The sequence below is a fragment of the Nonomuraea sp. NPDC050022 genome (genome assembly GCF_044460705.1).
Classification (GTDB): Bacteria; Actinomycetota; Actinomycetes; order Streptosporangiales; family Streptosporangiaceae; genus Nonomuraea.
This window is the reverse complement of sequence record NZ_JBITKE010000002.1, coordinates 247,702-260,349: the sequence shown is the minus strand read 5'-3', so window position 1 is coordinate 260,349 and position 12,648 is coordinate 247,702. Positions and strand designations below refer to the sequence as shown.

The 12,648-nt window shown below is 69.5% G+C and carries 12 protein-coding genes; 5 read left to right on the top strand and 7 right to left on the bottom strand.

From position 1 onward, the window contains the following. Positions 1-75: 75 nt before the first annotated feature. Positions 76-999 (top strand): methylenetetrahydrofolate reductase [NAD(P)H], encoded by a 924-nt coding sequence (gene metF, locus ACIBO2_RS07665; RefSeq protein WP_358538431.1) that lies wholly within the window; start codon positions 76-78, stop codon positions 997-999. Positions 1,000-1,363: 364 nt separating this feature from the next. Here metF and ACIBO2_RS07660 read toward each other — a convergent pair whose 3' ends face one another. The 3 genes from ACIBO2_RS07660 to ACIBO2_RS07650 all read right to left on the bottom strand — a co-directional run bounded on the left by ACIBO2_RS07660 (position 1,364) and on the right by ACIBO2_RS07650 (position 3,128). Further along, positions 1,364-1,876: a hypothetical protein gene (locus ACIBO2_RS07660; protein WP_397295892.1), complete on the bottom strand. Its 513-nt coding sequence runs from the start codon at positions 1,874-1,876 to the stop codon at positions 1,364-1,366. 213 nt (positions 1,877-2,089) lie between these two features. Then, positions 2,090-2,641 carry a GNAT family N-acetyltransferase gene (locus ACIBO2_RS07655; RefSeq protein ID WP_397295890.1) on the bottom strand — a complete coding sequence of 184 codons (552 nt, stop codon included), beginning with the start codon at positions 2,639-2,641 and terminating at the stop codon, positions 2,090-2,092. Between the two features lie 10 nt (positions 2,642-2,651). After that, positions 2,652-3,128, bottom strand: a complete 477-nt coding sequence (locus tag ACIBO2_RS07650) for a YbaK/EbsC family protein (protein WP_358538422.1) — start codon at positions 3,126-3,128, stop codon at positions 2,652-2,654. A gap of 240 nt (positions 3,129-3,368) precedes the next feature. Between ACIBO2_RS07650 and ACIBO2_RS07645 the strand changes: the two genes are divergently transcribed. Continuing rightward, positions 3,369-4,049: a L,D-transpeptidase family protein gene (locus ACIBO2_RS07645; protein WP_358538419.1), complete on the top strand. Its 681-nt coding sequence runs from the start codon at positions 3,369-3,371 to the stop codon at positions 4,047-4,049. A gap of 127 nt (positions 4,050-4,176) precedes the next feature. Here the strand turns inward: ACIBO2_RS07645 and ACIBO2_RS07640 are convergent, their stop codons facing one another. Together ACIBO2_RS07640 and ACIBO2_RS07635 are read right to left on the bottom strand one after the other, a co-directional pair. Beyond that, positions 4,177-4,887 carry a response regulator transcription factor gene (locus ACIBO2_RS07640; protein ID WP_358538416.1) on the bottom strand — a complete coding sequence of 237 codons (711 nt, stop codon included), beginning with the start codon at positions 4,885-4,887 and terminating at the stop codon, positions 4,177-4,179. Further along, a complete protein-coding gene (locus ACIBO2_RS07635) occupies positions 4,878-6,182 on the bottom strand; it encodes a histidine kinase (protein ID WP_358538413.1) in 1,305 nt (434 codons plus the stop codon). Before ACIBO2_RS07635 ends, ACIBO2_RS07640 begins: the two co-directional genes overlap by 10 nt. A 236-nt stretch (positions 6,183-6,418) precedes the next feature. On the opposite strand from ACIBO2_RS07635, the gene ACIBO2_RS07630 reads away from it, so the two are divergent. The 3 genes from ACIBO2_RS07630 to ACIBO2_RS07620 all read left to right on the top strand — a co-directional run bounded on the left by ACIBO2_RS07630 (position 6,419) and on the right by ACIBO2_RS07620 (position 10,763). Then, on the top strand, positions 6,419-7,669 hold the full coding sequence (locus tag ACIBO2_RS07630) for an alpha/beta hydrolase (RefSeq protein ID WP_358538411.1): 1,251 nt from the start codon (positions 6,419-6,421) through the stop codon (positions 7,667-7,669). Between the two features lie 140 nt (positions 7,670-7,809). After that, positions 7,810-10,155 (top strand): penicillin acylase family protein, encoded by a 2,346-nt coding sequence (locus ACIBO2_RS07625; RefSeq protein WP_397295886.1) that lies wholly within the window; start codon positions 7,810-7,812, stop codon positions 10,153-10,155. 11 nt (positions 10,156-10,166) lie between these two features. Beyond that, positions 10,167-10,763, top strand: a complete 597-nt coding sequence (locus tag ACIBO2_RS07620) for a class I SAM-dependent methyltransferase (RefSeq protein ID WP_397295884.1) — start codon at positions 10,167-10,169, stop codon at positions 10,761-10,763. On the opposite strand, the gene ACIBO2_RS07615 is transcribed toward ACIBO2_RS07620, so the two are convergent. Then, positions 10,756-11,640, bottom strand: coding sequence for an aldo/keto reductase (locus ACIBO2_RS07615; RefSeq protein WP_358538405.1), 885 nt, complete (start codon positions 11,638-11,640; stop codon positions 10,756-10,758). The genes ACIBO2_RS07620 and ACIBO2_RS07615 overlap by 8 nt on opposite strands. Before the next feature lie 21 nt (positions 11,641-11,661). Then, positions 11,662-12,645: an aldo/keto reductase gene (locus ACIBO2_RS07610; protein ID WP_358538402.1), complete on the bottom strand. Its 984-nt coding sequence runs from the start codon at positions 12,643-12,645 to the stop codon at positions 11,662-11,664. Between the last annotated feature and the right edge of the window lie 3 nt (positions 12,646-12,648).

Below are 12,648 nucleotides of genomic sequence, written 5' to 3'. Positions count from 1 at the left end.
GCCGGATCTCCAGGGACGACTTGGCCACCAGGCCGGATCTCCAGGGACGGGGCTTGTGGCGGTAGCCTGGGTCACATGGCGCTTGGTCGACCCTCCATCCTGCCCGATCGTGTTCCCACCGTCCGTGAGCTTCTCGCGTCCGGTGGCCGGTCGTTCTCCTTCGAATTCTTCCCGCCGAAGACGGACGAGGGGGAACGGCAGCTGTGGCGGGCGATCAGAGAGCTCGAGTCGCTGCGGCCGACGTTCGTGTCCGTGACCTACGGCGCGGGCGGCTCCAGCCGTGACCGCACCGTCGACATCGTCGAACGGCTGGCCCACGACACCACGCTCACCCCTGTGGCGCATTTCACCGCGGTCAACCACTCGATGCGCGAGCTGCGCCACCTGATCGGCCGCTTCGCGGACGCGGGGGTGCGCAACATCCTCGCCGTGCGTGGTGACCCTCCCGGTGACCCGACGGGCGAGTGGGTCCAGCACCCGGAAGGCGTCCTGTACGCCGAGGAGCTCGTGCGGCTGATCCGGCAGGTGGGCGACTTCTGCGTGGGCGTGGCGGCGTTCCCGTACAAACACCCGCGTTCGCCGTCGATCGAGTCCGACACCGACTTCTTCGTACAGAAGTGCCGGGCCGGCGCCGACTACGCGATCACCCAGATGTTCTTCCAGGCCGACGACTACCTGCGGCTGCGCGACCGCGTGGCGGAGCAGGGGTGTGACACGCCGATCATCCCGTGCATCATGCCGGTCACGCAGATGAGCACGATCGCCAGGTCGGAGCAGCTGTCGGGGGCGCCGTTCCCGGCGGACCTGGCGGCCCGCTTCGAGGCGGTGGCCGACGACCCGGCGGCCGTGCGGCGGCTGGGCATCGACCACGGGGTGGAGCTCTGCCAGCGGCTGCTCGATGAGGGCGCCCCAGGCATCCACTTCATCACCTTCAACCGCTCCAGCGCGACGCGAGAGGTGTTCGAGCGGCTCGCTCCGGTCGAGGCACTGACCGCGTAACCCGGCGCATCCCGGGGTTTTTCTTGATCTGGCCGTTCGTGCGGGTGACAAGCGGTCTTTTGTACGGCCGGCCCGGTGGGCCGCCAACCGCCGACCGGGGCTGAGGTCTGTCCAGGGATACGCTTACGAGGTTCCCCGGCTTGCCGCCGTCACGACTCGTCCCTTGGCCATCCAGGTCCTTTGGTGTGACCACAATGGTTCCCGGGTGGTTCGTCACACGACTGTCGCGGTCCGTGCCGGTGCTCCGCCCGCAGGGGGATCGGGCGGATGGCCGGTTGCCCTACGTAGTGAAGATTGCCCAGAGTGACGGGTGGCAAACCACAAGTCACGAGACGGCCAACGACACGCCGGTTCGTTCTCCGGCCTAGTCGAAGAACTGCCAGATGCTGAACCTACGCACGTAGAGAGGCGTGGCATCCCGGCCGAGCACTCGGATGCGCCTGATGCGGGTCTTCTGGCTCATCTTGACCTTCACGCACTTCAGGTGCGCGCCATGGAACCCAGGCAGGGCGGAGTAGGAGATGGACACGGCGCGGTGCGCCAGGCCACGGTCGGAGAGTCCCAGCCCCACCTCCCGATAGAGGCGCCTCGAACCCTTCAGGGCGAACGCGGTGGAGCCGATGAGCGCGTGATTCGCCTTCGGCGGGCAGTGCACGAAGATCCGGACGTGGCTGGCCTGGCGGGGATCCCAGGGGAGGACGCGGAGCGACGGGACGTTCTTCAGCTCCGGGGGGATGGCGGTCTTGGAGCTCTTCTTGCTGCTGCTCGCGGTCGACGTGGGTGTGGGTGTGGGGGTGGGGGTGGGGGTCGGCTCGGGTGGGGTGCCCTGGCTCACCAGGAGAGTGGCGGCCACTCCGATTCGTGTGACGAGACGCATAGGTTCCTCCTGCCGGACGTCCGGGTGGTGTGACGTGGGCGTCGGTGCAGGGGGAGGTGCCCGGGATTGACGCGGATGGGGGCGCCAGGTTGATCGTCTTTATTATGTCGGTGGCGTGGCGAACAGGGCGGAGCCGCGCTGGTACGAACCTGGAACGAACCGGGTCAGGGCCGCGCTGGGGTCAAAAGCCGTTGTGGTCAAAAGCCGTCGTGGTCACAGGGGGAGAGGTCTGCCCACGATCGCGTACTGCTCGTAGCCGCCCGGGAAGAGGAACGGGCTCAGCAGGTCGGTGAAGCCCATGCTGGCGTACAGGTGGCGAGCCGTGGTGGGGCGGTCGTGGGTGGACAGGACCGCCGAACGCTCGCGGCGGCCCGCGCACAGAGTGGAGATCATGGCGCGGCCGATGCCCTTGCCCTGGTAGTCGGGGTGCATGTGGATCTCGGCCAGTTCGAACGCGTTGCCCAGCCAGGCGTCGGCGACCTCCCTGCCCGCCTGGTTCTCCAGCGCGCGGAACACGACGTCGTGCCACCACTGGCCCGGCGCGCCCCGGAAGCCGTAGGCGAAGCCGACGATCTTCGAGTCCGGCTCCCCACGCAATTCAGCGAAATAGCACTGGAAATATGGGTATGTCCCGTGATTCCGCATGATGGCCTTGCGGCCGGTGATCTGGTCCGCGGGCGGGCGCATGGCGGCGGCGTAGATGCCGATCACCGTGTCCAGGTGCTCGGTGAACTCCGCTTGTCCCGCCCCACGAAACTCGATCACGCGTCGCACACTACTCGACGTCGACGGGGGTACCACCGGTGATCCGCACCAGCTCATCGAATGTGGTGGGAAAGACCGTGAGCGGATGCCCGCCGGCGGCCCACACGACCTCGTGCTTGCTCAGCCAGTTGTCCACCAGGGTCCGCACCGGGGCCGGATGCCCGACGGGCGCGACGCCGCCGATCGGCTGGCCCGTCGCCGCCCTGACGAACTCCGGTGTCGCCCGCCGTACCTTCTCGACCCCCGCCGTGCGGGCGATCAGCTCGACGTCGACGCGGTGTGCGCCGCTGGTCATCACGAGGAGCGGCGCACCGTCCGCGTCGAAGATGAGGCTGTTGGCGATGGCGCCGACCTCACAGCCGACCTGCGCGGCGGCGGTGGCCGCAGTGGGCGCTTTTTCCGGCAATACGATGATTTCTCCCTCAGCGCCTAGCGCGCGGAGGGCGGATTCCACCAGAACGGCGTTGGCAGGCAACTTCTCAGGCATGGGCACACTCTAAACAGGTTGACCATTGCATTAACCTGACATGGTCCTTTGATCAGAATGTTCATGGTTTGAGAGGTGGTACGGGTGGGGGACCGACGGCTGCCCGGCGTGGCTGCTCTCTTGACGGCTGGCGCCCTAGTCCTGACGGGGTGCGGTACGACCGTCACCCATGCGCGGTCGGCGGCCGCGCCCGCGATCGTTTCCATCACAACGACACCCACAGCGGCGACACCCACAGCGGTGCCGCCGACTCTGGCGGCCTCCGAGGCCGGGCCCACCACGACCGTCGCCGCGCCCAAGAAGACCCTCAAGCTGGGCGCCAAGGGCAAAGCGGTCACCTGGCTGCAGACGCGCCTCAAAGAGCTCGGCTACCGGCCGGGCCGGGCCGACGGCAGCTACGGCGGGTCCACGATGACCGCCGTGTGGGCCTTCCAGAAGGTGAACGGCATCCGGCCCACCAGTACGATCGCCAAGCGCACGTGGACCGCGCTGGAGAACCCCAGGACCCCCAAGGTCCTGGTCAAGAACGGCAAGCCGACCCGCGCCGAGGTCAACCTGACCAAGCAGATCATGGTCCTGTACGTCGACGGCCAGGTGAAGCTGATCACTCACATCTCCTCCGGCAGCGGCGTCCCGTACTGCGAGACGGCGAAGTGGCAGGGCAAGAGCCAGCGCTTCTGCGGCTCGGCCAGGACGCCCACGGGTGACTTCAAGACGACGTGGCGGGCCAAGGGCTGGCACAGGTCGTACCTGGGGCAGCTGTACAACCCGATCTTCTTCAACGGCGGCATCGCCTTCCACGGCGCGCTGTCGGTGCCGCTCTACCCGGCGTCGCACGGGTGCGTGCGGATGCCGATGAACGTGGCCGTCGAGCTGCCCGGACTGCTGGGCAAGGGCGTGCCGGTGCACGTGCGCCGCTAGCCTCGCCGGTGACAGGTCCGTGAGCTTCGGGAAGTTCTCGCCCGAAGTTCGCGGACCTTTCGGCATCCCGGGCCCTGCGGATGATCGTTGTAGGACGGTCTCGGCGTGAGAGGACCGGGTCCGGCGCTTACGACGGCCCCCGCGCGCTCCCTGGCGGCCCGTCGGCGGGGGAGCCGGGGGTGATCAGCCCCGTCTCGTACGCGAGCACGACCGCCTGGACCCGGTCCCTGAGGCCGAGCTTGGACAGGATGCGCGCCACGTGGGTCTTCACCGTCGTCGGGCTGAGGCTCAGCCGGTCGGCGAGCTCGGCGTTGCTCAGCCCGGTGGCGAGCAGGCGCAGCACCTCCAGTTCCCGGGGCGTCAGCTCCGACAGGTCGCGGTGAACGGCCGCCCTGGCCTCGTCACGGCGGGCGAAGCGTTCGACCAGGCGGCGGGTGATCGACGGGGCGAGCAGGGCGTCACCCGCGCGGACCAGGCGCACCGCGGCCACCAGGTGCTCGGGTGTGACGTCCTTGAGCAGGAACGCGCTGGCCCCCATGGTGAGCGCCGCGTAGACATAGTGATCGAGGTCGTAGGTCGTCAGGATGAGGACGCGGGTCTCGTCCGCGGCGCCTGCCATGATCTGCCGGGTGGCTTCGAGGCCGTCCATCTCCGGCATCCGGATGTCCATCAGCACGACGTCGGGTCGGGTGCGCCGGACCGCGGCGACGGCTTCGGCGCCGTTGGCCGCCTCGGCCGCCACCTCGATGCCGTCGGCGGCGAGAATCATTCCGAATCCGCTGCGTACCAGTGCCTGGTCGTCGGCGATGACCACGCGCAGAGGCTTGGTCACGTCCATGGAAGCCTCGCCTTGATCTGGTAGCCGCCGCCACTCCTTGGTCCGGCCTCCAGGGCGCCGTCGTAGAGCGCGAGCCGTTCGCGTAGCCCGATCAGGCCCCTGCCCTGGCCGTCCGTGGCGCGTGTCGCCTGCCTGCCGCCGGTGTCGGTGACCTCGATCTCCAGCCAGTCGCCGTTGTGGCCGATCGTGACGGACGCCGCGGCGCCGGCCGCGTGCTTGATGGTGTTGGTCAAGGCCTCCTGTACGACGCGGTACGCGGCCAGCTCCACCCCCGGCGGCAGCGGGCCGGGCGGTGGAGAGACCTCGACGCTGACCGGTATCCCGGCTTCGCGGACCCGTTTGATCAAGGAGTCCAGCTGGTCGAGTCCCGGTTGTGGTTCGAGCCCGTCGCCGCCGCTCACCGCCCGCGCGTTTTCCGGACCGGCGAGCAGGCCCATGACGTGGCGGAGTTCGGCCATGGCGGCCCGGCCGCCGGCTTCGACCGCCAGCATGGCCTGCTTCGACCGATCCGGGGCGGTGTCCATGACCTTGCGCGCCGCTCCGGCCTGGATGACCATCACGTTCACATTGTGGGTGACGACGTCGTGGAGTTCGCCGGCGATCCGGGAGCGCTCCACCTCGACGGCCCGGCGCGTGTCCTCCTCCTGAGCCTGCCGCAGTGCGTCGATCCGCCGCCTCCAGAACCGGCCGAAACTCGCGGCGACTCCGGCGCTGAGCAGTACCACGAACGGGCCCAGCCAGCTCGGCAACGGCGGTACGGAGTCCTTGAAGGCCGCGCCGGCCAGGACGGTCGCGAGGACGATGCCGCCCATCGCCGGCACCCGGTAACGACTGTGGGCCACGGCGCCATAGGCGGCGATGGCGAACGTCAGCACGGTGATCCAGGTCGCGTCGTCGGCCGTGGCCAATGCCGCGACCAGCACCACCCCGAAGGTGGTCAGCGGATACAGCCGCCGTATCGCCAGCGGCAACGCCGTCAGAACCACCAGGAGGGGAAGCGGGCCCGACCGGTCATCGGCGGGCCGTACCAGAGTGTCGGGCCGGACATCGCCGCTTCGTGGCGGAGGAGCGGGCCGCAGTCGCAAGGGCTCCATCAGGGAGTGTTGCCGCACGTCGACGCGGTGGAGATCACCGTCGGTCGTGCTGGCCGTCGCGGCCACCGCGACAACGGTCAGGAGGATCGCGAGCAGCAGGTCGGCGAGGAGTGACCGGCGCGAGGGCCGGGCGGGTTTCTGCTCAGGACGCAGCACATCCAGCCCGAGCTGCCACCATCCACGTCGTTCGCTCACTGTCACTGATGCATTGTCCCGACTGCGAGGTACGTCCGCGTCAGCCTCGGTGACCGGGCCCGACATCCTCCAGGAGTACATCGCAGGGATGACACGGCTGGGAGTCATCCCCAAGTAGTGGCCGATATCGGCATGACAGACGACGCGGGCGGATCTCCCGCGCGCATAGCTTGCTTGCTGCCATCGGCCGCCCGTGGAGACTCCATCGCGGCTGCCGCTCCCATCCGGAAGGACAACAGTTCATGGGTCACGTGATGAATCCGGCGCCGCGCCGAGGCGTCATCGCCATCGCGGCGCTGCTCGCCTTCGCGGCCGTCACCTCCTGCGCTTCCGTGGCCGGGCCGGTCCGATCCGACGGCCCCGCGCGCACGACGTCGCCGAACCCCGCCAGGCCCGCCTCCGCTGGTCTGGCGTCTGTCCGGAGCGGCACGCCGTACCTCCCCAAGCCGACCGGGTCCCAGCCGGTCGGCACCACGTCCTTGTACCTCAAGGACACCTCCCGCGCCGACCCGTGGGTGCCCAGCGTGAAGGCGAGGGAGCTCATGGTCTCCCTGTGGTACCCGGCGAAGTCCCGCGGCCGGAAGCCGGCCCCGTACATGACGCCCAAGGAATCCGAACTTCTCATGAAAGACGGGGAGATAACCGATCTGCCGCTCGACCTGCTCAGCAAGACACGGACGAACGCGACCACCGACGCCGAACCCGCGGGTCGTCGGCGCGGGCTGCCGCTGGTGGTGCTCTCCACCGGCTTCACCGAGCCACGGAGCTCGCTCACCGCACTGGCCGAGGACCTGGCGAGCAGCGGGTACGCGGTGGTCTCCATCGGCCACACGTACGAGACCGCGACGAGTTTCCCCGGCGGCCGGATCACCACCTGCGTGGCCTGCGAGGTCAAGGAGAAGGACCAGACATTCTGGGACAAGGTTGGCGCGACTAGAGCGGCTGACGTCTCCTTCGTGCTGGACGCACTGACACGCGCACACCCCAAATGGAAGAGCGCCGCGCTGATCGACCCGTCCAGAATCGCGATGGCCGGTCACTCGGCGGGCGGCGCGAGTGCCGTGGGCGCCATGCTCAAGGACCCGAGGGTACGCGCCGGGATCGACATCGACGGCACCGCGTTCGTCCCGGTTCCGAAGGGCGGGTTGTCGCGGCCGTTCCTCTTCCTGGGCACGCAGGCGAAACACAGCCCGGGCGGAAAGGACGTCTCGTGGGACGGCCTCTGGCAGAACCTGACGGGATGGAAGCGCTGGCTCGTGGTGGCGGGGGCGGAGCACGTCTCGTTCACCGACATCGCCGTGCTGGGCGAACAGATCGGCATCTACCGCAACACCGGCCTGCCCCCTGCCCGTTCCATGGCGATCACCCGCACGTACGTGGCGGCGTTCTTCGACCTTCACCTGCGCGCGAAGCCGCAGCCGCTGTTCGACGAACGGTCACCTCGTTTCCCCGAAGTCAAGCTGTGTGACGTCGAGCAGAAGACATGCGCCTAGAACCCCTACTCAACCCCTACAGATGAGGGGCGGAGGGCTTTTTCCGCCGCTGTGCCCCCTAAATATCCCGACTTCCCTGGCCGAAATCACCGCAGGCGTCCTGTCATGGAGTCCCGGACCCCACCGAGAGGTGCTGTGCCATGCGGAGACGCCTGCGTGCCGGAGCGGTGCTGGCCGCCGTCCTTGTGCTGAGCCTGACGGCGCCGCCCGTCGTGGCGCAGTCACGGCAGGCCACGGAGCAGGTCGTCCCGGGGCTCAGGCAGCCGGTCGAGCTGGTGGTGGACGAGTGGGGTGTGCCGCACATCTACGCCCGAAACACCGACGACCTCTTCCTCGCCCAGGGGTTCAACGCCGCCAGGGACCGGCTGTTCCAGATCGACCTCTGGCGCCGCCGCGGTTTGGGAGAGCTCTCCGCGGTGTTCGGCTCCGCGTACGTGGAGCAGGACAAGGCGACGAGGATGTTCCTGTATCGCGGGAACATGGACCGGGAATGGGCGAGCTACGGCCCCGGAGCCAAGCAGGCGGCGACCCGCTTCACCGAGGGTGTCAACGCCTACGTACGGTGGCTCGAACGGAATCCGGACCGCATGCCGCCCGAGTTCCGGCAGCTGGGATACACGCCCGCGCTCTGGCGGCCGGAGGACGTGGTGCGGATCAGAAGCCACGGCATCTCCAAGAACGTCTTCAGCGAGGTGCTCCGCTCGCTCATCGCCTGCGCGGGCGGAATCGAGGCCGCCGGAGCCCTGTGGCAGCTGGAACCCGAACACACCACGACTCTGCCCAAAGGGCTCGATCCCTGCTCCGTGCCCGTGGACGTGCTGCGGACCTACGATCTGGCCACGCGGGGCGTGGTCTTCCAGAACGGCGCGCTACGCCTGGCCCCTGCCGACCCTGCGGCCAGTGAAGGCAGCAACAGCTGGGCGGTCTCGCCGGGCCGCTCCGCGACGGGCCGTCCCATCCTGGCCAGCGACCCGCACCGGTCGCTGACGGCGCCCTCCCTGCGCTACATGGCCCATCTGTCGGCGCCCGGGATCGACGTCATCGGGGCCGGTGAACCCGCGCTTCCGGGGATCTCGATCGGCCACAACGGCACGGTCGCCTTCGGCCTGACCATCTTCGGCACCGACCAGGAAGATCTCTACGTCTACCAGCTCGATCCCGCCGACCCGGGCAGGTACCGGTACGGCGACGGCTGGGAGCGCTTCACGACGATCACCGAGAAGGTGCCGGTCGCGGGCGGCTCGCCGGTCGACGTGGAGTTGCCCTTCACCAGGCACGGTCCCGTGCTCAAGATCGACAAGCCGCGCAACCTCGCGTACGCCCTGCGCACCACCTGGCTGGAGCCCGGCACGTCCCCTTACTTCGGCAGCCTGACGTACATGGGCGCCCGCGACTTCAAGCAGTTCGCCGCGGCCATGAGCACGTGGGGCGGTCCGCCCGAGAACCAGGTGTACGCCGACACCTCCGGCAACATCGGCTGGGTGCCCGGCGGTCTCACCCCCCGGCGCAACGGCTATGACGGCCTGCTGCCCGTGCCGGGCGACGGCCGCTACGAATGGAAGGGCTTCTACGACGGGGCCCGGCTGCCTCGCTCCTACAATCCGCCGCGAGGGCTGATCTCTTCGGCGAACGAGTTCGACCTGCCCGCGAACCACCCGATCCAGGTGGGGTTCGAGTGGGATCCTCCCTACCGCAAGCAGCGGATCGACGAGGTGCTCGCGGCGAGGCCACGGAGTTCGGTCGAGGACTCGATCCGTCTGCAGGCCGACAAGGTGTCCAAGCCCGCCCAGCGGAGCGTGCGCGTGCTCGCCGGCCTGACGAGCGCGGATCCGGACACTCAGCGGGCGCTGGCGCTGCTCCGGCCCTGGGGCGGGGCGACGGACGCGGACTCGCCCGAGGCGGCCCTGTTCGAGCCGTGGCTCTCGCGTCACCTGGTGCCCGCCTTCCGCCGCGCCGTGCTGCCGCCGGCGGTGGCGGACGCCATCCCCGTCCTCGACGTCCGCGTGCTGATCGACGCGCTGGAGAACCCAGAACGCTGGTTCGGGACCGACGGTAAGACCGTGCGGGACGACCTGCTGGCCACGACGCTGGCCGCCGCCTACCGTGAGGTCGCCGGGCGGCTCGGTGCCGACCCGCGGCTGTGGAAGTGGGGCGCGCTGCAGTACACGGAGTTCACCAGCCCCGTCGGCGCGAACGTGGGTCCCTTTCCCCGGGGCGGTTCGGCGTACACGGTGGACGCCTCCTCCTACAACGCCGCCACCTACCAGCAGTCGTCCGGAGCGTCGTTCAAGATGGTGCTCGACGTCGGCAAATGGGACGACTCCCGCGCGGTCAACGCCCCCGGCCAGTCCGGCGATCCGCGCAGCCCGCATTACCGGGATCTGGCGGAGCGCTGGCGGACGGGCGACTACTTCCCGCTCCTGTACAGCCGCGCCCAGGTGGAACGGCACGCCGAAAGCACGATCAAGCTGCTTCCGCAGCGGTAGCTTTGCGTGTCATGTCGTTCAGTCACAATGACCACTATCATCCGCTTCTGCTCAAGCAGATCCCCGAGGGCGCCGGGACCGCCCTGGACGTGGGCTGCGGGACCGGGCTGTTCACGCGGCGGCTGGCCGCGCGGGGGCTGGTGGTCGACGCGATCGACTCCTCCGCCGAGGCCGTCGAGGCGGCCCGCTCGATCCCGGGTCCCGTACAGTACGAGCACGCCGACATCGCGGTGGCCGAGTTGCCGCGAGGCAAGTACGACTTCGTCTCGTGCCTGGCCAGCATCCACCATGTGCCCTTCGAGACGGTCAGCCGGTTACGCGGATCGCTCGCTCCCGGCGGGGTGCTCGCGATCCTGGGCTGCTATCGGGAGAGCGTGCCCGCGGACTACGCGGTCAGCCTGTGCGCGGTGCCGGTGAACGCGGCCGCGCGCCTTCTTTCGGCGGCCCGGCCGCAGGAGGCGGAGGCTCCCACCGAGATGGTGGTCGCCAAGGCCATGATGACGCTGCCGGAGATCGCCGCCGAGGCGGCGACGCTGCTGCCCGGAGCCTCGATCCGCCGCCTGCTGTTCTGGCGCTACCTGCTCGTCTACAAGGAGCCGATCAGCTAGGTCCCAGGTCCTGCCACAGGGCGTCGGGTACGGGGTGGCGCAGGGCGGCCAGGTTGGCGGTGACCTGCTCTGGTTCGTGGGCACCGACCAGGATCGAGTGCACCGCGGGATGCCGGAACGGGAACTGCAGGGCCGCGGCCGTGATCGGGACCTCGTGCTCCCGGCAGGCTGCCGCGACCCGCCGCACCTCCTCGGAGGCGTCGGCCGATGGCCCGGCCAGCTCGCCGCGGTGCAACAGGCTGGCCGCGACGACGGGGATGGCGCGCTCCTGGCACAGGGGCAACAGCTCCTCGAACGCCGACCGGCGCAGCAGCGTGCACTGGTTGGCGGCGAGCAGGAGGTCCGGGTCGGCGCGCTTGACGAAGTCGACGAGCATCCGCGACTGGTTCATGCCAACGCCGATCGCCCGCACCACACCCTGGGCGCGCAGGTCGGCCAGGGCGGGGTAGGCCTCGTCCAGGGCCTGCGGCCAGTGGTGGTCGGGGTCGTGGATGAGCAGGATGTCGATCCGGTCCAGGCCGAGGCGCTCCAGGGAGTCCGAGACGCTGCGCAGGACGCCGTCGCGGGTGAAGTCCCACACGACGTGCCGATCGTCGGGCACCGCGAAGATGCCCGCCCCGGGCGACCCGTTGGCGCCGGGCCGGACCAGGCGGCCGACCTTGGTCGACAGGAGGTACTCCGACCGGGGGCGGCCGCGCAGCGCCTCGCCCAGGCGCTGCTCGGCCAAGCCGAAGCCGTAGAACGGGGCCGTGTCGAAGTAACGGACCCCGTCCGCCCAGGCCGTGTCGATGACGGCCTGGGCCTGGGCGTCGGAGATGGGATGGAGGTAGTTCCCGAGGGGTCCGCCGCCCAGGCCCACCCTGGGGAGGGCTATCACGTCGGCGCCAGATGAAGCTTGCTACGCATCGACACCCGCTTCCTTGGCGGCCCGGTCGATCTGGGACAGTTCGTCGCCGGTGAAGTCGAGCCGGTCGACGGCCGCGACGTTCGCCTCCAGTTGCTCGGGGCTCGACGCGCCCACCAGGACCGACGTGATACGCGGGTCCCGCAGGGCCCAGGCCAGCGCCAGCTGGGCCACCGACTGCCCGCGGGCCGAGGCGAGCTCGCCCAGGGCGCGGACGAAGGCCAGCATCTCCGGCGTGACCCGGTCGGCCGTGAGGAAGCGGCCCTCGGCCGCCCGCGAGTCCGCGGGGATGCCGTTCAGATAGCGGTCGGTCAGCAGGCCCTGCGCCAGCGGCGAGTAGACGACGCAGCCCATGCCCTCCTGCTCCAGCACGCCCAGCAGCGACTCCTCGATGCCCCGCCTGACCATCGAGTACACCGGCTGGTGCACCACCAGCGGGGTGCCGAGCTCGCGCATCAGCCGGGCGGCCGCCGCCGTACGCTCGGGGGAGAAGTTGGAGACCCCGGCGTAGAGGACACGGCCGGTGCGCACCATGTGGTCGAGCGTGCTCACCTGCTCTTCCAGCGGCGTCTCCTCGTCGTCGCGGTGCAGGTAGAAGATGTCCACGAAGTCCAGGCCGAGCCGGTCCAGCGAGCGGTCCAGCGTGGCCAGCAGGTGCTTGCGCGAGTTGCCCTTGCCGTAAGGGCCGTCCCACATGGGGTTGCTGCCCTTGGTGGTGACCACGATCTCGTCGCGGTGACCGCGCAGGTCCTGACGGAAGATCGTGCCGAACGTCGACTCGGCGGCCCCGAGCGGTGGACCGTATCTGTCGGCGATGTCGAAATGGGTGATGCCAAGGTCGAGCGCCTTGTGCAGGATCGCCCGCTGGCTGTCCAGCGGCTTGCCGCCGCCGAAGTTGTGCCACAGGCCAAGCGAGACCGCGGGCAGTCGCAGACCGCTGCGGCCACATCTCCTGTACGGCTGGCGTTCGTAGTTCAAACA

What these genes read in the sequence shown, in the direction of transcription:
- metF (WP_358538431.1), top strand. Translation starts at nt 76, where the DNA reads ATGGCGCTTGGTCGACCCTCCATCCTGCCCGATCGTGTTCCCACCGTC.
- ACIBO2_RS07660 (WP_397295892.1), bottom strand. Translation starts at nt 1,876, where the DNA reads ATGCGTCTCGTCACACGAATCGGAGTGGCCGCCACTCTCCTGGTGAGC.
- ACIBO2_RS07650 (WP_358538422.1), bottom strand. Translation starts at nt 3,128, where the DNA reads ATGCCTGAGAAGTTGCCTGCCAACGCCGTTCTGGTGGAATCCGCCCTC.
- ACIBO2_RS07640 (WP_358538416.1), bottom strand. Translation starts at nt 4,887, where the DNA reads ATGGACGTGACCAAGCCTCTGCGCGTGGTCATCGCCGACGACCAGGCA.
- ACIBO2_RS07630 (WP_358538411.1), top strand. Translation starts at nt 6,419, where the DNA reads ATGGGTCACGTGATGAATCCGGCGCCGCGCCGAGGCGTCATCGCCATC.
- ACIBO2_RS07625 (WP_397295886.1), top strand. Translation starts at nt 7,810, where the DNA reads ATGCGGAGACGCCTGCGTGCCGGAGCGGTGCTGGCCGCCGTCCTTGTG.
- ACIBO2_RS07620 (WP_397295884.1), top strand. Translation starts at nt 10,167, where the DNA reads ATGTCGTTCAGTCACAATGACCACTATCATCCGCTTCTGCTCAAGCAG.